Source organism: Puerhibacterium sp. TATVAM-FAB25 (genome assembly GCF_046535855.1).
Classification (GTDB): domain Bacteria; phylum Actinomycetota; class Actinomycetes; order Actinomycetales; family Cellulomonadaceae; genus Puerhibacterium; species Puerhibacterium variabilis_A.
In genome coordinates this window covers 1-20,064 of record NZ_JAXUAK010000026.1, presented here as the reverse complement: position 1 = coordinate 20,064, position 20,064 = coordinate 1, and the positions used below count along the sequence as shown (strand labels likewise).

Annotated in this window: 20 protein-coding genes; 6 read left to right on the top strand and 14 right to left on the bottom strand. The window is 76.3% G+C overall.

Annotated elements, in window-relative coordinates; translation table 11 throughout:
- Window positions 1-7 precede the first annotated feature (7 nt).
- The 5 genes from U5M74_RS15720 to U5M74_RS15700 all read right to left on the bottom strand — a co-directional run bounded on the left by U5M74_RS15720 (window position 8) and on the right by U5M74_RS15700 (window position 4,844).
- Window positions 8-790 (bottom strand): HAD family hydrolase, encoded by a 783-nt coding sequence (locus U5M74_RS15720; protein WP_410909865.1) that lies wholly within the window; start codon window positions 788-790, stop codon window positions 8-10.
- A 7-nt stretch (window positions 791-797) separates the two neighbouring features.
- A complete protein-coding gene (gltX, locus tag U5M74_RS15715; protein WP_410909864.1) occupies window positions 798-2,276 on the bottom strand; it encodes a glutamate--tRNA ligase in 1,479 nt (492 codons plus the stop codon).
- A 9-nt stretch (window positions 2,277-2,285) separates the two neighbouring features.
- Window positions 2,286-3,029, bottom strand: a complete 744-nt coding sequence (locus U5M74_RS15710) for a methyltransferase domain-containing protein (protein WP_410909863.1) — start codon at window positions 3,027-3,029, stop codon at window positions 2,286-2,288.
- An 83-nt stretch (window positions 3,030-3,112) separates the two neighbouring features.
- Window positions 3,113-3,895, bottom strand: coding sequence for a fumarylacetoacetate hydrolase family protein (locus tag U5M74_RS15705; protein ID WP_410909862.1), 783 nt, complete (start codon window positions 3,893-3,895; stop codon window positions 3,113-3,115).
- 40 nt (window positions 3,896-3,935) lie between these two features.
- Window positions 3,936-4,844, bottom strand: coding sequence for a class I SAM-dependent methyltransferase (locus U5M74_RS15700; RefSeq protein WP_410909861.1), 909 nt, complete (start codon window positions 4,842-4,844; stop codon window positions 3,936-3,938).
- Between the two features lie 94 nt (window positions 4,845-4,938).
- Here U5M74_RS15700 and U5M74_RS15695 point away from each other — a divergent pair, with 94 nt between their 5' ends.
- Window positions 4,939-6,135 (top strand): heparan-alpha-glucosaminide N-acetyltransferase domain-containing protein, encoded by a 1,197-nt coding sequence (locus U5M74_RS15695; protein ID WP_410909860.1) that lies wholly within the window; start codon window positions 4,939-4,941, stop codon window positions 6,133-6,135.
- A 141-nt stretch (window positions 6,136-6,276) separates the two neighbouring features.
- On the opposite strand, the gene U5M74_RS15690 is transcribed toward U5M74_RS15695, so the two are convergent.
- Together U5M74_RS15690 and U5M74_RS15685 are read right to left on the bottom strand one after the other, a co-directional pair.
- A complete protein-coding gene (locus U5M74_RS15690; protein WP_410909859.1) occupies window positions 6,277-7,263 on the bottom strand; it encodes a type IV toxin-antitoxin system AbiEi family antitoxin domain-containing protein in 987 nt (328 codons plus the stop codon).
- Window positions 7,264-7,412: 149 nt separating this feature from the next.
- Window positions 7,413-8,285 carry a PhzF family phenazine biosynthesis protein gene (locus tag U5M74_RS15685; RefSeq protein ID WP_410909858.1) on the bottom strand — a complete coding sequence of 291 codons (873 nt, stop codon included), beginning with the start codon at window positions 8,283-8,285 and terminating at the stop codon, window positions 7,413-7,415.
- Between the two features lie 61 nt (window positions 8,286-8,346).
- Between U5M74_RS15685 and U5M74_RS15680 the strand changes: the two genes are divergently transcribed.
- Complete coding sequence (locus U5M74_RS15680; RefSeq protein WP_410909857.1) at window positions 8,347-9,300, top strand: 3-methyladenine DNA glycosylase; 954 nt, start codon at window positions 8,347-8,349, stop codon at window positions 9,298-9,300.
- Window positions 9,301-9,310: 10 nt separating this feature from the next.
- Here U5M74_RS15680 and U5M74_RS15675 read toward each other — a convergent pair whose 3' ends face one another.
- On the bottom strand, window positions 9,311-9,772 hold the full coding sequence (locus tag U5M74_RS15675; protein WP_410909856.1) for an acyl-CoA thioesterase: 462 nt from the start codon (window positions 9,770-9,772) through the stop codon (window positions 9,311-9,313).
- A 67-nt stretch (window positions 9,773-9,839) separates the two neighbouring features.
- Here U5M74_RS15675 and U5M74_RS15670 point away from each other — a divergent pair, with 67 nt between their 5' ends.
- The gene (locus tag U5M74_RS15670) at window positions 9,840-10,661 is read left to right on the top strand and encodes a phosphotransferase (protein WP_410909855.1); all 822 of its coding nucleotides are present in this window, start codon (window positions 9,840-9,842) and stop codon (window positions 10,659-10,661) included.
- 57 nt (window positions 10,662-10,718) lie between these two features.
- Here U5M74_RS15670 and U5M74_RS15665 read toward each other — a convergent pair whose 3' ends face one another.
- A complete protein-coding gene (locus U5M74_RS15665) occupies window positions 10,719-11,486 on the bottom strand; it encodes an FxLYD domain-containing protein (protein ID WP_410909854.1) in 768 nt (255 codons plus the stop codon).
- Between the two features lie 205 nt (window positions 11,487-11,691).
- On the opposite strand from U5M74_RS15665, the gene U5M74_RS15660 reads away from it, so the two are divergent.
- Window positions 11,692-14,391, top strand: coding sequence for a DEAD/DEAH box helicase (locus U5M74_RS15660; protein ID WP_410909853.1), 2,700 nt, complete (start codon window positions 11,692-11,694; stop codon window positions 14,389-14,391).
- A 91-nt stretch (window positions 14,392-14,482) separates the two neighbouring features.
- On the opposite strand, the gene U5M74_RS15655 is transcribed toward U5M74_RS15660, so the two are convergent.
- A complete protein-coding gene (locus U5M74_RS15655) occupies window positions 14,483-15,238 on the bottom strand; it encodes a sulfite exporter TauE/SafE family protein (protein ID WP_410909852.1) in 756 nt (251 codons plus the stop codon).
- 115 nt (window positions 15,239-15,353) lie between these two features.
- On the opposite strand from U5M74_RS15655, the gene ybaK reads away from it, so the two are divergent.
- Window positions 15,354-15,860 carry a Cys-tRNA(Pro) deacylase gene (gene ybaK / locus U5M74_RS15650; RefSeq protein WP_410909851.1) on the top strand — a complete coding sequence of 169 codons (507 nt, stop codon included), beginning with the start codon at window positions 15,354-15,356 and terminating at the stop codon, window positions 15,858-15,860.
- Window positions 15,861-15,899: 39 nt separating this feature from the next.
- On the opposite strand, the gene U5M74_RS15645 is transcribed toward ybaK, so the two are convergent.
- Complete coding sequence (locus U5M74_RS15645; protein WP_410909850.1) at window positions 15,900-16,301, bottom strand: YccF domain-containing protein; 402 nt, start codon at window positions 16,299-16,301, stop codon at window positions 15,900-15,902.
- Between the two features lie 158 nt (window positions 16,302-16,459).
- Here U5M74_RS15645 and U5M74_RS15640 point away from each other — a divergent pair, with 158 nt between their 5' ends.
- Window positions 16,460-17,260, top strand: a complete 801-nt coding sequence (locus U5M74_RS15640) for a YggS family pyridoxal phosphate-dependent enzyme (protein ID WP_410909849.1) — start codon at window positions 16,460-16,462, stop codon at window positions 17,258-17,260.
- Here U5M74_RS15640 and murQ read toward each other — a convergent pair.
- Genes murQ through U5M74_RS15625 form a run of 3 tightly spaced genes read right to left on the bottom strand, consistent with a single transcriptional unit; the run spans window position 17,257 to window position 19,945 of the window.
- Window positions 17,257-18,192: an N-acetylmuramic acid 6-phosphate etherase gene (murQ, locus tag U5M74_RS15635; protein WP_410909848.1), complete on the bottom strand. Its 936-nt coding sequence runs from the start codon at window positions 18,190-18,192 to the stop codon at window positions 17,257-17,259. The genes U5M74_RS15640 and murQ overlap by 4 nt on opposite strands.
- Window positions 18,189-19,484 (bottom strand): anhydro-N-acetylmuramic acid kinase, encoded by a 1,296-nt coding sequence (locus U5M74_RS15630; RefSeq protein ID WP_410909847.1) that lies wholly within the window; start codon window positions 19,482-19,484, stop codon window positions 18,189-18,191. Before U5M74_RS15630 ends, murQ begins: the two co-directional genes overlap by 4 nt.
- Window positions 19,481-19,945, bottom strand: coding sequence for a hypothetical protein (locus U5M74_RS15625; RefSeq protein ID WP_410909846.1), 465 nt, complete (start codon window positions 19,943-19,945; stop codon window positions 19,481-19,483). The genes U5M74_RS15630 and U5M74_RS15625 overlap by 4 nt, the downstream gene beginning before the upstream one ends.
- Window positions 19,946-20,064: the final 119 nt, after the last annotated feature.

Below are 20,064 nucleotides of genomic sequence, written 5' to 3'. Positions count from 1 at the left end.
GAGAGCCTCAGGGCAGCCCCAGCACCCCGCGCAGCTCGTCCAGCCCGGTGATGCGGTGCACGCCGGGCAGCGCGGCGTCGTCGGGCGAGCCGGCGGACGGGCCCTCGCGGCGCACGCCCGGCCGGTCGATCCACACGCCGACCAGCCCGGCCTCGGCCGCGGCGCGGGCGTCGATGTCCGGCTCGTCGCCGACGTACGCGGTGCGCGCCGGGTCGGTGCCGAGCAGGCGGCAGCCCTCGAGGAAGACCTGCGGGTCGGGCTTGCCGAAGCCGAGCGTGTCGACGCCCACGAGCACGGGCACGCCGTCCACGCCCGCGGTGGCGAGCTTCTGCTCCTGCAGCGCCACGCGGGCGTTGGTCACCGAGCCGACGCGCACGCCCGCGGCGACCAGCCCCCGCAGCACCGACGCGACGTCGTCGTGCGCGCGCCAGGACGCGGCGAACGTGCCCCAGAACACCTCGAGCCAGCGGGGGTAGAGCGCGTCGTCGACGCGCGGGCCGCCGAACGCGGCGTGCAGCTCGTCCGCGCGCCGCTGGCGCTGCTCGTCGAAGCCCAGCTCGCCGCGCGTGTAGGCGCGGTAGTGGCCGTGCACGTCGTCGCGCCAGACGGCGAGCATCTCCGGCTCGCGCGACGGCGGCACGTGCGGCAGGAACTCCCGGCGTACCGCGCCGATCGCGTCGGCGAACGCGCCGCGGGTGTCCACGAGCGTGTCGTCGACGTCGAACAGCACGCCGTCCACCGTGCCGGCCGCGGGCCGCTCGGCGGCCTCGTCGACCGCGCTGCTGGTCATCGGCGCGTCACTCGGCCGTCGTGCCGGCGGCCGCGTCGGCGAGCCGGGCGATCGCGGCGTCGACGCGGGCCAGCGTGCGCTCGCGCCCCAGCACCTCGAGCGACTCGAACAGCGGCAGGCCCACCGTGCGGCCGGTGACGGCCACGCGCACCGGCGCCTGGGCCTTGCCGAGCTTGAGCCCGTGCTTCTCCCCCACCGCGGTGACGGTCTCCTTGAGCGCCTCGGCCTCCCACGCCTCGAGCTCCGCGAGCGCGGCGCGGGCGTCGGGCAGCAGCTCGGCGGCCGGCGGCTTCATCGCCTTGGCCCACGACTGCTCGTCGTGGACGGGTTCGTCGAGGAACAGGAAGTCGACGTTGTTCGTGATCTCGCTCAGCAGCGCCACGCGGGTCTGGGCCAGCGGCGCGACGGCGGCGAACGCCGCGGCGTCGAACTGCTCCTCGCCCCACGGCGCCCTCGGGGCGTGCAGCCACGGGTCGCACGCCGCGGTGAAGTCCTCGACGCCCATCGCGCGGATGTACTCGCCGTTGAACGCGGTGAGCTTCTTGACGTCGAAGAACGCCGAGGCGGTGTTGACGTCGGCGACGTCGAACCGGCGCACCAGCTCCTCGAACGGCAGGATCTCCTCGTCGTTGCCCGGCGCCCAGCCGAGCAGCATGAGGTAGTTGACCATCGCCTCCGGCAGGATGCCGTCGGCCAGGTAGTCCTCGAGCGCCACCTTGTCGCGGCGCTTGGACAGCTTCTGGCGCTTCTCGTTGACGATGACCGGCAGGTGCGCCCACACCGGCGGCGTGGCGCCCAGCGCCTCCCACAGCAGCTGCTGCTTGGGCGTGTTGGGCAGGTGCTCCTCGCCGCGGATCACGTGGGTGATGCGCTCGTCCATGTCGTCGACGACGTTCGCGAGCAGGAAGACGGGCGAGCCGTCGCCGCGGGCGACGACGAAGTCCTCGATCGAGTCGTTGGGGAACACCGGGTTGCCGCGGATGAGGTCGACCACCTGGGTCTCCCCCTCGTCCGGGGTGCGGAAGCGCAGGGCGCGGCCGGGCTCGTAGGCCAGGCCCCGGTCGCGGCAGAAGCCGTCGTAGCCGGAGTGCGGGTTGCCCGTGCGCGCCGCGACGTCCTCGCGGGTGCAGTCGCAGTAGTACGCGCGCCCGGCCTCGGACAGCCGGCGCGCGGCCTCGGCGTGCAGCTCGACGTTCTGGGACTGGAAGTACGGGCCCTCGAAGGCGGGGTCCTGGGCGTGCATGCCCAGCGCGGCCAGCGCGTCGAGGATGCCCTGGGTCCACTCCGGCTTGTTGCGGGCGGCGTCGGTGTCCTCGATGCGCAGCACGAACGTGCCGCCCGAGCGCTTGGCGACGGCCCAGTTGAACAGCGCCGACCGGGCGCCGCCGACGTGGAACATGCCGGTGGGCGACGGGGCGAAGCGGACGCGGACGTCGCTGGCCGGGGTGGTGGGGCTGCTGGGGGTGGTGGGCGCGCCGGAAGTCACGGAGCCAGCCTAGTTGCCGACGACGGCGGCCCCGTCCCGGGCCTCGGCGCCGCCGGCGTCCCCGTCGGGGGCGTCCCCGTCGGGGGCGACGGCGGCCCGCTCGTGCACCTCGAGCACCCACACCCCGCGGGACTCCGTGCGCACCCGCGTCAGGCCGGCGTCGGCCAGCGCCCCGCGGATCTCGGCCGGCGGGTGCACGACGAACCGCCAGTCGCTGCGGCGCAGCCGCGGGTAGGCCGCGCACACCGCCGCGCCGGCCCGCACCCACCACGCGTCGCGCGGGTAGCTGACGACGACGTGGCGGCGCGCCTTGGCGGCCGCGGCGGCCAGCAGCCGCGGGGCGTCCGGGTAGCAGCACAGCACCTTGAGCAGCACGACGACGTCGGCCGGCGCGGCCAGGCCCGGCCGGGCGGCGAAGTCGCCGGCGCGGCGCACGCACCGGCCCGTCAGCCCGTGCTCGGCCAGCAGGTCCGCGGCGACGGCGTCGTACGCCCCGGACAGCTCGACGCACTCCGAGCGGCGCATCCCCGCCCGCAGCAGCTCGACCGTCAGGTCGCCGATGCCGGCGCCGACCTCCAGCAGGGTCTCCCCCTGCACGACGCCGGCCCGGTACAGCTCGACGACGCGGCGCGGGTCCCAGGACAGCCCGGAGCGGCGGTAGCGCGCGGCGTCGTGCCGGGCCATGCGGTCGTCGAAGACCCGGTCGTAGCCCTGCAGCCCCTGCGGCTCGGGCGGCTCGCAGCACGCGGACATGGGGCCATCGAAGCACGGGCGGCGCCGTGCGGCGCCGCCCGCGGTCGGTGGAGCGGGTGAGGGGCCCGGTGAGGGCGCCGGGCTCAGTCCCGGCGCAGCACCGGGTTGCGCAGCACGCCGATGCCCTCGACCTCGCACTCGACGACGTCGCCGTGGTCCATGAGGCCCACGCCCGCCGGGGTGCCGGTGAGGATGACGTCGCCCGGCAGCAGGGTCATGGCCTGCGACACGTAGGACACGAGGAACGGCACGTCCAGCACCATGTCGGCGGTGCGGCCGTCCTGCTTGAGCTCGCCGTTGACGCGCGAGCGCACGGCGACGTCCTCGGGGTCGAGGTCGGTGTCGATCCACGGCCCCAGCGGCAGCGAGGAGTCGAAGCCCTTGGCGCGGGCCCACTGCCCGTCGGTGCGCTGCGCGTCGCGGGCCGTGACGTCGTTGGCGACGGTGTAGCCCAGCACGTACGACAGCGCCGACTCCGGCGTCGCGCCCTTGCAGACCTTGCCGATGACGACGGCGAGCTCGGCCTCGTAGGAGACCTCCTGCGTCCAGTCCGGCAGCACGACCGGGTCGTCCGGGCCCACCACGGCGGTGTTCGGCTTGAAGAACAGCAGCGGCGAGGCCGGCACGTCGCCGCCCATCTCCTTGGCGTGGTCGGCGTAGTTCTTGCCGACCGCCACCACCTTGGAGCGCGGGATCACCGGCGCGAGCAGCCGGACGCCGTCGCCCAGCTCGACGCGCTCGCCGGTGGGCATGGCCGGCATGTACAGCGGGTCACCGCCCAGCACGGCCAGGTAGGTGGTGTCGCCCTCCTGCTGCACGAGGCCGAATCGGGGGTCGTCTCCGGTGGTGAATCTCGCGATGCGCACGGGCACAGGGTATGCCCCTGCCGGGCACCGGGGCCGCTGGTCAGGCCCGGGCGAGCACCTCGCCGTGCAGGATGGCGAACCAGCCGTCCGGGGCCTGGGCCCACGTGAGCCAGTCCTGCGCGAGCTGCTCGAGCGCGACGTCGTCGGCGAGGCCCGACTCCTTGGCCTGCCCCGCGAAGTTCGACGCGACGCAGCGCTCGGCCCACACCTGGCCCCACCACTGCCGGTCGGTCGGCGTGGCGTAGCACCACGACGACGCCGAGGGCACCGTCTGCTGGACGTCGAAGCCGGCCTGCTGCACCCACGACAGCAGGTGGCGCCCGGCGTCGGGCTCGAACCCGTAGGCGTGGGTGACCTCGTGGTACAGCGTGTTCCACTCGGTCAGCCCGGGCGAGTCCGGGTACCAGGCCATGGCGGCGTAGTCGGCGTCGCGCACGGCGACGAGGCCGCCCGGGCGGGCCACGCGCTTCATCTCGCGCAGCGCCGCGACCGGGTCGGACAGGTGCTGCAGCAGCTGGTGGGCGTAGACGACGTCGAACGTGTCGTCCTCGAACGGCAGCTCGTAGGCGTTGGCCTGCTCGAACCGCACGTTGGTGAAGCCGACGGCCTCGGCGTGGTTGCGGGCGGCGTCCAGCACGGTCTCGGAGGCGTCGACGCCGACGACCTCGCCGCCCGCCAGGATCCGGGCGAGGTCCACGGTGACGGTGCCCGGCCCGCAGCCGACGTCGAGCAGCGTCATGTCGTCGCGCAGGTGCGGCAGCAGGAAGCCGGCGGAGTTCTGCGCCGTGCGCGCGCGGTGGGCGCGCAGCACGGACTCGTGGTGGCCGTGCGTGTAGGACTCGGACTCCTTGCTCGGCACCGTGTGGTGGGTGCTCGGGGCCTCGATGGCGTCGGTGAGGTCGGCGCCGGCGGGGTGCTCGGGGTCGCGCTCCATGCGCAGGTCGGTCATGCGCACCACCGTAGTGACCCCGCGCGGCCGCGACACGCAGGTTCTCACGGTGCGGACCAGGTGCGTTCGGCCGCGGGCCTGCCAGGATCGTGGCATGACAGCGGGAACGGCGACCCGCGCGGGCTGGGTGCGCCGGCACGGCGCGCAGCTGCTGGGCGGCCCCGACCGGGTGACCGGCGTCGACCTGGCGCGCGGCATCGCGGTGCTCGGCATGTTCACCGCGCACGTCGGGGTCACCTCCGCCGACCTCGGGACGCTGCCGGGGTGGCTGTCGCTGGCGCACGGGCGCTCCTCGATCCTCTTCGCGCTCGTGGCGGGCGTGTCGCTCGCGCTGGTCACCGGCGGCCCGCGGCCGCTCGAGGGCGACGCGCTGGTGCGGGCGCGCGCCCGGCTGCTCGTCCGGGCCGTCCTGCTGCTCGCGCTCGTGGCCCTGCTCGACCTGCTCGGCACGCGCGTGTTCCTGATCCTCGGCTCCTACGCGTGCTACTTCGTGCTCGCGCTGCCGTTCCTGCGCTGGCCGCCGCGCCGGCTGGCGGCCGCGGCGGCCGTCGTCGCCGTCGTCGGACCGCCGGTGGCGCTGTGGGGGCCGGTCGTGCTCGCGCGGGCGGGGCTGCGCCTGCCGCAGGACGGCTCGGGCGCCGTGACCGACTTCGTCCTCACCGGCCACTACCCGGCGATCGTGTGGATGGCGTATGTCTTCGCCGGGATGGCCGTCGGGCGCTGCGACCTGCGGTCCGACAGGCTGCGCACCGGGCTCGTGCTGGGCGGCCTGGCGGCGGCCTCGCTGTGCGGGATCCTGTCCGGCCTGGTGGTCGGGGCTGTCGGCGGGCAGGCTGCGGTCGAGAGGCAGGCCGAGTCCGCGTCGCTCACCGCGGGCGCGTGGTCGGCCCCGTGGCCGACGACGACCTACCTGTTCCTGTCCGGCCCGCACCACGACACCACCCTCGAGGCCGTCGGCTCCGGCGGCTTCGGCCTGGCGGTGCTCGGGCTGTGCCTGCACGCCGGCCGTGTCGGCGCCCGCGTGCTGGCGCCGCTGGCCGCCGTGGGGTCGATGGCGCTGACGGTGTACTCGCTGCAGATCGTGGCGATCTGGCGCTGGGACCTGGTGGGCTCCGAGACCAACGGCCCGCTCGCGGTGATGGTCCTGGTCACGCTGCTCCTCGCGACGGCGTGGCGGTTCCTGCTCGGCCGAGGACCGCTGGAGCGGCTGTTCGCGGGGGTGTCGGCGCGGACGGCACCGGGGCGCCGCGCTGCCTTGACGCTGCCGCCCGGGGCCGCGCCGCGCCCGTGAGCGCTGCTGAGCGACTGCCGAGCGACTGCCGAGCGACTGCCGAGCGACTGCCGGACGTCGTACTTTCCCGGCTTCCGCGGGTTCTTGGCCGGGAAACGACGACGCTCGGCGGACGCCCCCCCCCGTCAGCGCAGCACCCGGTCAGCGCAGCACGAGCCGCGCCGGGCACGGCTGCCCGGCGCGCCACCCGGCGGCCCGCAGCACGACGCCGACGTCGGCGGCGAGCGTGCCCCGCCACGCCTCCGCCCCGGTGTAGCGGCGCAGGACGGTGCCGGCCGTGACGATGCGGTTCTGCCGTGCCCGGTCGGCGAACAGCGCCGCCGGCTGAGAGTGCGGGTCGCGCCCGTCGATCTCGACGAGCAGCGCACGACCGTCGGGCAGCAGCCACGCCAGGTCGACCCGGGCCAGGAACCGGCCGCCGCCGTCGAGCACGGGCAGCTGCAGGACGTCCGGCGGGAAGCCGGCGTCGGCGCAGGCGAGGCGGGCCCACGTCTCCGCCGGCGACTCCGACCGCCGGTCGGCCTGGTCCCACCAGCGATGCACGCGCGCCGCACCCCGCCGGCCGCGGACCGCCTCGCGGAGCCCTGCGAGCCCAGCGTCCGTCAGGCGCCCGGTGCGCAGGGCGGAGTCGAGCACCGCGACGGCGTGCCGCCGGTCCACTTCCGGGACGGCCTGCGCCAGCGCGTCCGCCACGGTGGCGCAGGGCAGGTCCCCGACGAGCGTCCAGGTCCGCAGCGGCACCCTCCGCAGCCGCACCGGCGGCCGCGTCCTCCGGGCGCTGCCGTCGGGGAACGTCACCTCGGGCGCGACGGCGCGGGGAGCTCCCTGGACCCCGTGCAGCACCAGCGCGGACAGGCCCGTGGCGACGGAACCGGGATGAGCTAGCACGCCGAGCACGGCCGCCCGTCGGCGGGCGTGGTCGAGCGGGTCCGCACCCTCCCGAGCGTCCACCCCGCCGACGTCGTAGACGCCGCGGGCCGGCCGCGACCACGCCCCGCGCCGGACCGCCTCGGCCACGTGCTGGCTCGTCACGCCGGCGGCCGCGCACTGACGGGCCGAGACGAGCCCGGCCTGCACCGCCGCGAGCGCCAGCAGGCGGCGCGGGACGGGCGGCGGTCGGCGGGGCACCCGACCACCCCACCACCGGCCGGGGACCGCCCGCCGGCGTCGTCCACAGGCTCCGACGCCGGACTCGGCCGAGCGTCGTGCTTTCCCGGCTTCCCACGGTCGGAAGCCGGGAAACTACGACGTTCGCCCGCCCGCGTCGGGCGCGGGCGTCAGAGGCCGACGCTGCCCCGGACCACCGTGCGGGTCTCGCCGCCCACCCAGACCTGGCCGCGGTGGTCGAGGCCGACGTGCACGCGGCCGCGCCGGCGCAGCGCCGTGCCCTGCGAGGCGACGTAGCTCGGCGGCAGCACGCTGCCGGCGAGCCACTGCCCGAGGCCGGCGTTGAGGCTGCCGGTGACGGGGTCCTCGCCGATGCCCTCGATGAACGCGCGCACCTCGACGTCGGCGTCGCCGGGCGCCGCCTCGTCCTCGTCCGCCCACGGCCCGACGACGCCGACCTTGAGGCCCTGCATCGCCACCGGGTCGGGGTCGAGGGCGAGCACCGCGCCGGCGTCGCGCAGCCGCACCGCCATCCAGCCGGGGCCGTTGTCGACCCAGGCGGCGTCGACGACGTCGTCCGGCCGGGCGCCGAGCGCCGCGACCGTGCGCTCCAGCTCCGCCGGCTCCACCGGGCCCGAGCGCTCGAGCGGCGGCGCCTGGAACGCGAGCCGCACGCCGCCGCCGGCGACCGGCGTCTGGCGCACCGTGACCAGCCCGACGGCGCACTCCTGCACCACGTCGGTGCCCGCGGGCGCGGCGGCGGGCCGGTGCCCCGCCTCGAGCCACGCGTGGGCGCTGCCGAGCGTGGGGTGCCCCGCGAACGGCAGCTCGCCCGCCGGGGTGAAGATCCGCAGCCGGTAGTCGGCGCCCTGCCGCGTGGGCCGCAGCAGGAACGTCGTCTCGGAGAGGTTGGTCCAGCGGGCGAAGGCCGCCATCTGGTCGTCGGTGAGGCCGTCGGCGTCGTGCACCACGGCGACCGGGTTGCCGAGCAGCGGCCCGGAGGAGAACACGTCGACCTGGTGGAAGGGCAGGGTGCGGGTCACGCCGCCACCGTAGCGGCGGCGCCCGTCCGGGCCGCCGCAGGCCCGCCGTACCCTGGAGGGCGTGCCCGCCACCACCGCCCCCGCCGCGCTGCCGCGCGCCGCGTGGCAGGCGAGCGCCCAGGCGCACGCCGAGCGCGCCGACCGGCTGACCGCCGTCTGGCGCGACGCGCACGCCGCGGGGCGCCGGCACGCGATCGAGGACTTCCTATTCACCTACTACCCCACCCGGCCGGGCGCGCTGCGCCGCTGGAACCCGGGCGCCGGCGTCGTGCTCGCGGTGGACGCCGACGACGAGCGGCTCGGGTGGCGCTGGCACCGCGCCGTCGCGCTGCCCGACGGCGGCGCGGGCGCGACGCTCGACGCCGCGGCGTTCCTCTCCGACCGCGGCGACACCGTCCGGTACGTGCGCGCCCTGGTGGGCGCGACGGCGTCACGGCCGGGGACGTTCGGCTGCTTCGGGCTGCACGAGTGGGCGATGGTCTACCGCGACGGCGCCGAGGGCCGCGACCACCGCCACCCGCTGCCGCTGCGGCTCGGCGCCGACGGCACGGACGCCGTCGTCGAGGGCCACCGCGTCACGTGCTCGCACATCGACGCGTTCCGGTTCTTCACGCCCGAGGCGCGCGGGCGCAACCAGCTGCAGCCGACGCGCGAGACGCAGGTGGCGCTCGAGCAGCCGGCCTGTCTGCACGCCAACATGGATGTCTATCGGCACTGCCTGAAGCTCGGGCCGGCCGTGCCGGGCGAGCTGCTGCTCGACGCGTTCGAGCTTGCCCGCGACATCCGGTACACCGACATGCAGGCCTCGCCGTACGACGTCGCGGCGTACGGGCTGGACGCGGTCGCGATCGAGACGCCTGCGGGCAAGGCGGAGTACGTGCGCCGGCAGCGGGGGTTCGCCGCGCGGGCGCAGGAGCTGCGCGGGCGCCTGCTCGCGGTGTGCGACGCGCTGCTCGGCGGCGCCCTCCTCGACGGCGCCGGGCTCGACGGCGCCGGGCTCGACGGCGCGGCCTGACGCCGGGGGGTCAGCGCTGCGCGGGCTCGCCGGAGAGCTTCTCCAGATGCCGCGCCGGGATGCGGTTGCGCTCGTAGGTGATCGTCGAGTAGCCGTGCGGGGCCGGCCGGCCGTCGGCGCCCAGGTGCACGAACACGATCTTCTCGATCACGAGGATCTGCTGGCGCGTGAACAGGTTGCGCACCTCGGCGCGCATGGTCAGCGACGTGCGGCCGAAGTCCGTGGCGAGCAGGCCCATCTCGACGATGTCGCCCTGGCGCGCGGAGTCGACGAAGTTGATCTCCGACATGTACTTGGTCACGACGCTCTCGCTGCCGAGCTGGATGATGGCGTAGATCGCCGCCTCCTCGTCGATCCAGCGCAGCAGGCTCCCGCCGAACAGCGTGCCGTTCGCGTTGAGGTCCTCGGGGCGGACCCACTTGCGGGTGCGGAAGATGATCTCGTCGTCGTGGGGCATGCCGACATCAGCCATGCCTTCATCATCGGACCGCGCGCGGCCCTCCACCGCTCGCGGGCGGCTCTTTGCGACGATCGTCACCGTGATCCCGCACTCCCCCGCCGCCCCGCCCGCAGGGCCGGTGCCCGTGCCCCCGCTCGTGCGCCGGCTCGCCGGCGGCGACCGCGTGACGCCCGTGTGGCGCAACGAGCTCGGCGGGCTGACGTTCCGCCTCGGCCCCGCCGATGACCACGACGGCGGTGGGCCGGCGCGGTTCGTCAAGTGGTCGCCCGTCGCCACGGGGCTCGACCTGGCGGCCGAGGCCGCGCGCCTGGAGTGGGCCGGGCGGTGGACGCCGGTGCCGCGGGTGCTCGACCACGGCACGGTCGACGACGGCGACGCGGGCCCCGCGCAGTACCTCGTCACCGCCGCGCTGCCCGGCCGCTCGGCCGTCGACCCGCGCTGGCTGGCCGAGCCGGCGACGGCGGCCCGCGCGCTCGGCGCAGGCCTGCGCGCGCTGCACGACGCGCTGCCGGTGGCGGCGTGCCCCTTCGACTGGAGCGTCCGCGAGCGCCTCGCCCGCACCGGGCCCGACGTCGGCGCGTCCGCCGGCGCCTCCGTCGGCCGCGTCACCGCGGCGGAGCGGGCCGCGCTCGCCGACGCGCCCGAGGTCGACCGGCTCGTCGTCTGCCACGGCGACGCCTGCGCGCCGAACACGCTGCTCGACAACGCCGGGCGCTGGAGCGCCCACGTGGACCTCGGCCGGCTCGGGGTGGCCGACCGCTGGGCCGACCTGGCCGTGGCGGCGTGGAGCACCGAGTGGAACTACGGGCCCGGCTACGAGGACCTGGTCTACGAGGCGTACGGCGTCGAGCCCGACGCCGAGCGGATCGCGTACTACCGCCGGCTGTGGGACGCGACGTGAGCGGGCCCCGACCGAGCTCGATCGATGCTCGGTCGGGGCCCGCTCGGTGCGTGTCGGTCAGTACTGCTGGACCTCGACGACGCGGAACTCCGCACCCTGGTACGCCTGCAGCTCCTCCTCGTCGATGACGATCTGGAAGAGCTCCACGGACTCGGACTGCCCGGAGCCCAGGTCCGAGGTCATCGCGTAGTCGTCGCCGATGCGGGCGCCGGCGGCGTCGACCGCCTCGATGTGGACGTTGTAGCTGTGCGCCTCGGACGCGTTGTTGGTCAGCGTCACCGGGAGCGCGGAGGTCACGAGGCCGTACTCGTCGACCGAGCCCTCGAACGCGCCCATCTCGACCGAGAGGTCGCTGGCGAGGATGTCCTCCGTCGCGCTGCCGTCGACGCGGCTCAGCGCGTCGTCCGCCTCCGCGGACGCCGAGGCGATCGCCTCGTCGATCTCGTCCGCCGCGCCGCTCACGCCCGCGGCGAAGACGACGTTGACGGTGATCCCCACGACGATGGCGACGGCGCCCAGGATGATGCCGGTCAGGGCCATCCCCTTGCCTGCAGCCACCTTCTTCGCCTTGGCGAGGCCGACGATGCTGAGGATCAGGCCGACGACGGCCAGCACGATGCCGCCGATGTTGAGGACGGGGACGAACGAGCCCAGCAGGCCGAGGAGCGCCACGACGAAGCCGGCGACCGCGAGGCCGTTGCTCTTCGGGGCCGGAGCCGGCGGGAACCCGGGCGCGTGCGGCTGCGGGTGCTGCCCCTGCGGCGCGTAGGGCTGCTCGGGCGCCTGCTGGGGTGCCTGAGGGGGCTCGGGGAACGATGCGGACATGAAGCTTCTCCTTGCAGGGTTCGCCCGTCGGCACGAGCTGGTGAGTGGGTGTCGCCGACGGCGGCAGGTGACGATAGGCACGTAACTTGTCGCTCCTGCACCATTCCGACACGTTTAGTCCGTTTTTCACCCCCGAATCACCCGCAGGGGCCGCCCTTTGGCCGGCCGACGCGATCGCCCCCGCGTGCGGGACAATGGCGGCACGATGACGACCGCCACCACGACCGCCGCGCCCGCCACCCCGCGACCCGCCGGGACCCTGATCCCGTACCTGCCGGCCCCGACGGGCGGCGACCCCGACCCGGACGTGCTGTTCGAGAGCTTCGCGCAGTGGGCGGCCGAGGGCGGGCGGCCGCTGTACCCGCACCAGGAGGAGGCGCTCCTGGAGCTGATGACCGGGTCGCACGTGGTGCTGGCGACGCCGACCGGCTCGGGCAAGTCGATGGTCGCGATGGGCGCGCAGTTCGCCGCCCTGGCCGCGCACCGCTCGGGCCGCGGCGGCCGCACGTACTACACCGCCCCGCTCAAGGCGCTGGTGAGCGAGAAGTTCTTCGACCTGGTCACGGCGTTCGGCTCCAAGAACGTCGGGATGATGACGGGCGACTCGGCGGTCAACCCGGACGCCCCGATCATCTGCTGCACCGCCGAGATCCTGGCCAACCTCGCGCTGCGCCGCGGCGCCGAGGGCTCGGGCGCGGCCGAGGACGCCATCGCCCAGGTCGTCATGGACGAGTTCCACTTCTACGGCGACCCGCAGCGCGGCTGGGCCTGGCAGGTGCCGCTGCTCGAGCTGCCCAGCACCCAGCTCCTGCTCATGTCCGCGACGCTGGGTGACACCACCCGGCTGCGCGAGGACCTCGAGCGACGCACCGGCCGGCCCGTCGCCGAGGTCGCCGGCGCGGAGCGCCCCGTGCCGCTGACCTTCTCCTACGTCGTCGAGCCGCTCACCGAGGTGATCGAGGAGCTCGTCACCACCCACCGCGCGCCGGTGTACGTCGTGCACTTCACGCAGAAGGAGGCGGTGGAGCGGGCGCAGTCGCTGCTGAGCATGAACGTGGCGTCCAAGGCCGAGAAGGAGGCGATCGCCGCCGAGATCGGCGCCTTCCGGTTCGGCACCGGGTTCGGCCGCACGCTGAGCAAGTTCCTGCGCCACGGCGTGGGCGTGCACCACGCCGGCATGCTGCCCAAGTACCGGCGCCTGGTGGAGCGGCTGACCCAGCGCGGCCTGCTCAAGGTCGTCTGCGGCACCGACACCCTCGGGGTCGGCATCAACGTGCCCATCCGCACCGTGCTCATGACGTCGCTGGTGAAGTTCGACGGCGAGCGCATGCGCCACCTCACCGCGCGCGAGTTCCACCAGATCGCCGGGCGGGCCGGGCGCGCCGGCTTCGACACCGTCGGCGAGGTGCTGGTCATGGCGCCCGACCACGTGATCGAGAACCGCCGCGCGCTGGCCAAGGCCGGCGACGACCCGAAGAAGCTCAAGAAGATCGTGCGCAAGAAGGCGCCGGCCGGGGCGGTCAACTGGACCGACTCGACGTTCGAGCGCCTGCGCGACGCCGACCCCGAGCCGCTGGGCTCGCACTTCCGGGTCACCCACGCGATGGTGCTCAACGTGCTGGCGCGCACCCGCGACGAGCGGCACGAGCACGCCGACCCGGTCGACGCGATGCGCCACCTGCTCACGGCCAACCACGACACCGACGCCCAGAAGGCCCAGCACGTGCGCCAGGCCTTCCGCATCTACCGCTCGCTGCGCCAGGCCGGCGTCGTGGAGAAGGTGCGGGTGCCGGACGCCGCGCGGGCCGCCGGGTGGCGCCCGTCGGTGCGGCTCGAGGTGGACCTGCCGCGCGACTTCGCGCTCAACCAGCCGCTGTCGCCGTTCGCGCTGGCGGCCATGGACCTGCTCGACGTCGAGGCGCCGGACCACGCGCTCGACGTCGTCTCGGTCATCGAGGCCACCCTCGACGACCCGCGCCAGATCCTCTACGCCCAGCAGAACGCCGCCCGCGGCGAGGCCGTGGCCGCCATGAAGGCCGAGGGCTACGAGTACGAGGAGCGCATGGCGCTGCTCGAGGACGTCACCTGGCCGCGCCCGCTGGTGGACCTGCTCGAGCCCGCGTTCGCCACGTACAAGCAGAGCAACCCGTGGGTGGCCGACGCCGAGCTGGCCCCCAAGTCGGTGGTGCGCGACATGGTCGAGCGCGCCATGACGTTCGCCGAGCTCGTCTCGCGCTACCAGCTCGAGCGCACCGAGGGCGTGGTGCTGCGCTACCTCGCCGACGCCTACCGCGCGCTGCGCCAGGTGGTGCCCGACGAGCACCGCACCGAGGAGGTCGCCGAGATCGTCGAGTGGCTCGGCGAGCTGGTGCGCGGCGTCGACTCCTCGCTGCTGGACGAGTGGGAGCGGCTGGCCAACCCGGTGGACGACGACGCCGACACGGTCGTGGACGGCGAGCTCGCCGACGCGGGCGCCGAGGCGCCGGCCCGGCCGGTCACCGGCAACCCGCGCGCCTTCCGCCGGCTGGTGCGCAACGCGCTGTTCCGCCGGGTCGAGCTGGCCGCGCGCGAGGACTACGCCGCCCTCGGCGCGCTGGACGGGCGCGGCGGCTGGCCCGCCGACGCGTGGGCCGAGGCGCTCGACCCGCTGTTCGACGCGCAGGGCGACGACGCGATCGGGATCGACGCCGGGGCCCGGTCCGCCGCGCTGCTGACGATCCTCGAGCCGGGCGCCGAGACGCCGTCGGGCGAGAAGGTCGAGCCCGGCACCTGGTGGGTGCGCCAGGTGCTCGACGACGCCGACGGCGACCACGACTGGGCGATCACCGCCCTGGTCGACCTCGCGGCGTCCGACGAGGCGGGCGGCGTCGCCCTCACCGTGCTGGCCGTGGGCCCGATCGGCTGAGCCGGGCGGCAGGCGGCGCAGAGCCCGGCCGGCAGGCGGCGCAGAACCCGGCCGGCAGGCGGCGCAGGCCGCGGCGCCCGCGGGCTGAGCGCTACCCGAGCACGCCCAGGCCGCGCAGCATCGTGGCCAGCCCGCCGGCGTAGGCGAGCACCACGAGCACGCGCCGGGTCACCTCGCGGGACACGACCCGCGCCAGCCGGTCTCCCACGACGACGGCGGCCACGCAGGCCACGGCCACCGCCGCCCACGCCCAGGCGTCCAGCTGCGGCATCCGCGCGTCGGTGAGCAGCAGCTTCGAGCCCATCGCACCCATCGCGTTGACGACGAAGAACGGCTGCAGCGTGGCGGCGAACCGCACCGGGTCCCACCGCTCCAGCACGGAGTAGGCGGCCAGCGGCGGCCCGCCGATGCCGGCCGCGACGCTGCCGGCGCCGCTGAGGCTGCCGGCGACGGCGGCGGGCCAGCGGGCGCCGACGCGCCACCAGCGCCGGTCGCCGCGCAGCCGGCCGGCCAGCAGGGCGACGGTCATCCCGACGATCACCACGGCCCCGACGGTCACCTCGAGGGCGGCGTCGCTCGCGTCCCGCAGCAGCAGCGCGCCGGGCACCGTGGTGCACACCGACGCCACCGCCATGACGGCGAACCGCCGCCAGTCCACGTCGCGCACCACGCGGGTGAGGATGAGCACCGCGCTCGTGGAGCCGCAGAGGTTGACCATGAGCACCCCCTGCTCCGGCCCCAGCAGCAGCACCATGAACGGCCCGGCCACCATGGCGAACCCCAGGCCGGTGACGCGCTGGAGGGAGCCGCCCACCATGATCGCGGCGAGGAGGAGGGCGAGCAGCACGGGCCCACCCTATGCGCGGCGACGCGCGCCCCGGGCAACGGCCCGTCACCGCCTGGACGACGGCGCGGGCGCCACGGACGGAATGTCGTCGCCTGGCCGCGCGGCGTCGGGCAGGATGCCGACCGTGGCCAAGAAGTCCGACCGCACGCACGCCGGCACCCCGGCCCTGACCCTGCTCGAGCGGCAGGGCGTACCGCACACCGTGCACGCCTACGAGCACGACCCGGCCGCCGGCCTGAGCTTCGGCATGGAGGCGGCCGCGACGCTCGGGCTCGACCCCGCGCAGGTGTTCAAGACGCTGGTCGCGGACGTCGACGGACGCCTGGTGGTCGCCGTCGTCCCGGTCGACCGCCAGCTCGACGTCAAGGCGCTGGCCCGCGCCGTCGGCGGCAAGCGGGCCGCGCTCGCGCTGCCGCCGGTCGCCGAGCGCGCCACCGGGTACGTCGTCGGCGGCATCTCGCCGCTCGGGCAGAAGCAGCGGCTCGCCACGGTGGTCGACGGCTCGGCCCTCGGGCACGACGTCGTCTACGTCTCCGGCGGGCGGCGCGGGCTGGACGTCGGGCTGGCGCCCGCCGACCTCGTGCGGCTCACGGGCGCGACGACGGCGCCGCTGGCGCGCTGACGGCCGCGCGCCGACGGGCCGGGGCCCCGGGCGCCGGCGTCACCCGTGGTGGTACACCGGGCGCACCGCGTCGCTCGGCACGACCTCCTTGCCCAGCGGCAGCAGCGAGACCGGGATGAGCTTGAGGTTCGCCCAGCCGAGCGGGATGCCGATGATCGACACGAACAGCGGGATCGACGTCACGACGTGACCGAGCGCGAGCCACCAGCCGGCCAGCAGCACCCAGATGACGTTGCCGACGACGGACCCCGCGCCGGCCGTCGGGCGGTCGACCACGGTGCGGCCGAACGGCCACAGGGCGTAGCCGCCGATCCGGAACGACGCGATCGCGAACGGGATCGTGATGATCGGCAGGAGCAGCAGCACGCCCGCCAGCGCGTACGCCAGGGCCAGCCAGAGGCCGGCGAAGAGCAGCCAGATGATGTTCAGCAGGGTCTTCATGGTCCCTCCATCGTCGCGCGCGCGGCGGGGACGGGCATCGGGGAACCCCCTGACCGCTCCCCCGAACCTGGCCCGCCGGGCGCCGGGCCCCGGACGGCGGGGCTGCGGGGCTGCGGGGCTGCGGGGCTGCGGGGACAGCCGCTCCGTAGACTGGCGCCATGCCCTCCGTCCCCGGGATCTCCTCCCGGCTCGCCGCCGTGCGCGCGCGCATCGACGCCGCGGCCACCGCGGCGGGCCGCGCGCCGCACGACGTCCGCCTGCTGCTGGCCACCAAGACGCAGGACGCCGCCACGGTCCTCGAGGCGGTCGGCGCGGCGGCCGGGCTGGCCGACCGGACCGGCGACCCCCGCCCCGTGCTCGTGGGCGAGAACCGGGTGCAGGAGCTCGTCGCCAAGGCGCCGGACCTGGCCGCCCTCGTGGCGCAGGACCGGCTCGAGGTGCACATGATCGGCCACCTGCAGCGCAACAAGGCCAACCAGCTGCTGGCCACGGCGTCCTGCCTCGAGACCGTCGACTCGCCCGACCTCGCCCGCGCCCTGTCGGCGCGCTGCGCGCGGGACGGCCGCGAGCTGGCCGTCATGGTGCAGGTCAACGTCTCCGGCGAGGCGAGCAAGTCGGGCGTCGCGCCGGACGCCGCCGCCGCCCTGGCCGCCGACGTCGCGACCCTGCCCGGCCTGCGGCTGACCGGGTTCATGACGATCGGGGCCCGCTCCGAGGACGACGCCGTGGTGCGCGCCGGCTTCGCCCGCCTGCGCCAGGTGCGCGACGCCGTCGTGGCGAGCGGCGCGCCCGGCACCGCGGACGCCCGGGAGCTGTCGATGGGCATGACCGGCGACCTCGAGCTGGCGGTCGCCGAGGGCGCGACGATCGTGCGGGTCGGCACGGCCGTGTTCGGCGAGCGCCCCGCGCCGGCCGCGCCCGCGGGGTCCGCGGGGTCAGCAGGCGCGCCCGGCGCCTAACGGGTCGCGGGCAGCCCCGCCAGCGCCGCGCGCACCGAGCCGCCGGCGGCCAGCGCCGTCCGCGCGGTCGCGACGTCGACGCCGCCCAGCAGCGCGACCAGCGCGGTGGGCACCTCGCCGCCCGCCTCGGCGAGCACGGGTTCGCACTCCTCCGGCTCCAGCCCGGTCGCCTGCGCCAGCAGCCGCACCAGCCGTGCGCGCAGCTTCGCGTTGGTGGCCCGCACGTCCACCATGAGGTTCGAGTACGTCTTGCCGAGGCGCACCATCACGGCCGTGGAGAACGTGTTGAGCACGATCTTCTGCGCGCCGGCGGCCTTCATCCGGGTGGAGCCGGTGATCGCCTCGGGGCCCGTGTCGACGAGGATCGCGACGTCCGCCAGCGGCGTCAGGGGCGCGGCCGGGTTGGCGCTGACCAGCACCGTCGCCGCGCCGCGCTCGCGGGCGAGCTCCAGCGCGCCGCGCACGTAGGGCGTGCGCCCGGAGGCGGCGAGGCCGACGACGACGTCCCCGGCCGCGACGTGGTCCAGGTCCGCGCGCCCGGCGCGGTCGTGGTCCTCGGCGTTCTCGACGGCGCGCGTGATCGCCTCCGCGCCGCCCGCCATGTGGGCGTCGAACCACTCCGGGCCGACGCCGTAGGTGGGGGCGAGCTCGGCGGCGTCGAGCACCCCGAGCCGCCCGGACGTGCCGGCCCCGGCGTAGTGCACGCGGTGGCCCGCGCGGATGGCGGCGACCGCGAGCTCGACGGCCGCGGCGATCCGGTCGGCCTGCGCCTGGACCGCGCCGGGCACGCGGGCGTCCTCGTCGGTGATGAGCCGCACGACCTGCGCCGTGGGCAGCAGGTCGATGTCGGTGGTGCGCGGGTTGCGCTCCTCGGTCGGCGAGGCGAGCCGCACGAGCTCGGCCCACGTCTCGCTGGTGGGGTCGACGGTCACGGGCGGGGTCCTTCCGGGGCGGGCCGGGCCGCGACGCGGCGGTCGGCCGGCGGCGCGACGACGAGGCGGCGCACCGCCGTCGCGGGCGCGGCGGCCGGCAGCGGCGCGGGCGGGGTGAGGGAGCCGAGCACGACGGGGCGCCGGGCGCCGGTGGCCCGGGCGCCGTCGCCGCCGGCGGCCGTGCCGGGCAGCCCGTGCACGCCGAGGTAGCCGAGCAGGGCGAACAGGTACGCCTCCTTGGCGTCGCCGGGCAGGCCGAGGGCGTCGGCGGTGACGAGCTCCGCGCCGGGCACCTCCGCGGCGAGGTGCGCCCGCAGGCGCCCGAGCAGCACGGGGTTGTGGGCGCCGCCGCCGGAGACGACGACGCGCCCGACCGGTGCGCCCGGCCCGGCGTCGCGGGCCAGGGACCGCGCGATCGTCGCGGCGGTGAGCTCGGTGAGGGTGGCGACGAGGTCGGGCCCGTCCGGCGCGCGGCCGCGGGTCGCGTGCGCCGCCGCCAGGCGCGCGGCGGCGTACCCGGCGTCGAACAGCTCGCGGCCGGTGGACCGCGGCACGGGCAGGGCGTAGTACGGCTCGTCGAGCAGCACCGCGAGGGCGTCGGGGTCGACGGTGCCGGCGGCCGCCAGGGCGCCGTCGCGGTCGTACGGCAGCCCGGCGAGCCGCTGCACGGCGGCGTCGACGAGGCAGTTGCCCGGGCCGGTGTCCCAGGCGAGCACCGGCTCGTCGGCCCGGCCGACGACGGTGACGTTCGCGATGCCGCCGATGTTCAGCGCCGCGGTGCGGCGGTGGCCGGGACCACCGTCGGCCCCCTCCCCGCCGCCGAGCCACAGCGCGTCGAGCACGCTCACCAGCGGCGCGCCCTGCCCGCCCGCCGCCACGTCGCCGGCGCGCAGGTCGGAGACGACGGGCAGGCCCGAGCGCTCGGCGATCCACGCGGGCTGGCCGACCTGCAGCGTGCCGCGGGCCCGGCCGGCCTCGACCCAGTGGTACAGCGTCTGCCCGTGCGAGGCGACGAGGTCCGCCCGCCCGCCGGCGTGCTCCTCGGCCGCGCTCCGCGCGGCGTCCCCGAGGGCCTGGCCGACGAGCGTGTCGAGCGCGCACCACTCGGCGACGCCGACCGGCGCCGGCGGCAGCGCGGCGAGCAGGCGCTCGCGCAGCCCGGCCGGCCACGGGTGCTCGCCGTGGCCGAGCGGGCGCAGCGTCAGCGTGCCGTCGGCGGCCAGGTCGAGGTCGGCGACGGCGGTGTCGATCGCGTCCACGCTCGTGCCCGAGGACACGCCCACGACGATCACCGCGCCGCCTCCGGGGCCGTCGCCGGTGTCGTCTCCGGCGTCAGCTCGGGGGTCGCCTCGGGGGTCGCCTCGGGGGTCGCCGTGCCGGCCCGGCCCGCGAGCAGGCCGGCGAGCAGGTCCACGGCCGCGGCGGCGTTGGCCCGCCCCGTGCCGCACGCCAGGACGACGTCGGGGCCGCCGCCGGGCAGCGTCCCGAACCACTCCTCGGCGGCGCCCGGCACGCCGGTGTGCACCACGACCAGGTCGCGGCGGGCATCCCACAGCCGCGCCAGCGCCGCGTGCTCCGCGGTCGACGGCACCGGCTCGCGCGTGAGCACCACGAGCGGGCGGCCGGCGTCGGGCGTCTGCTCCGGCGCGCCGGTGCCCGGGTCGACCGGCAGCTCCCGCGCGCCGGGCCACCGCCGCGCGACGGCCGCCTGGACGTGCGTCGCCCGCCGCCCCGCGGCGTGGTTGAGCCGCACGCGCAGGTCGACGACGTCGGGGGCCGCGGCGTTCGCGGCCGCGGCCGCCGCAGAGCGGCAGAGCGTCGTGTGGGGGAAGAGTGGGCCCGAACGTGTGGAGGGCGGGGGGGGGGGGGGGG

Bases quoted from the DNA above. Each gene is read 5' to 3' on its own strand.
- U5M74_RS15720 (WP_410909865.1), bottom strand. From the start codon at position 790: ATGACCAGCAGCGCGGTCGACGAGGCCGCCGAGCGGCCCGCGGCCGGC.
- U5M74_RS15710 (WP_410909863.1), bottom strand. From the start codon at position 3,029: ATGTCCGCGTGCTGCGAGCCGCCCGAGCCGCAGGGGCTGCAGGGCTAC.
- U5M74_RS15700 (WP_410909861.1), bottom strand. From the start codon at position 4,844: ATGACCGACCTGCGCATGGAGCGCGACCCCGAGCACCCCGCCGGCGCC.
- U5M74_RS15695 (WP_410909860.1), top strand. From the start codon at position 4,939: ATGACAGCGGGAACGGCGACCCGCGCGGGCTGGGTGCGCCGGCACGGC.
- U5M74_RS15675 (WP_410909856.1), bottom strand. From the start codon at position 9,772: ATGGCTGATGTCGGCATGCCCCACGACGACGAGATCATCTTCCGCACC.
- U5M74_RS15665 (WP_410909854.1), bottom strand. From the start codon at position 11,486: ATGTCCGCATCGTTCCCCGAGCCCCCTCAGGCACCCCAGCAGGCGCCC.
- U5M74_RS15660 (WP_410909853.1), top strand. From the start codon at position 11,692: ATGACGACCGCCACCACGACCGCCGCGCCCGCCACCCCGCGACCCGCC.
- ybaK (WP_410909851.1), top strand. From the start codon at position 15,354: ATGCCGACCGTGGCCAAGAAGTCCGACCGCACGCACGCCGGCACCCCG.
- U5M74_RS15645 (WP_410909850.1), bottom strand. From the start codon at position 16,301: ATGAAGACCCTGCTGAACATCATCTGGCTGCTCTTCGCCGGCCTCTGG.
- U5M74_RS15640 (WP_410909849.1), top strand. From the start codon at position 16,460: ATGCCCTCCGTCCCCGGGATCTCCTCCCGGCTCGCCGCCGTGCGCGCG.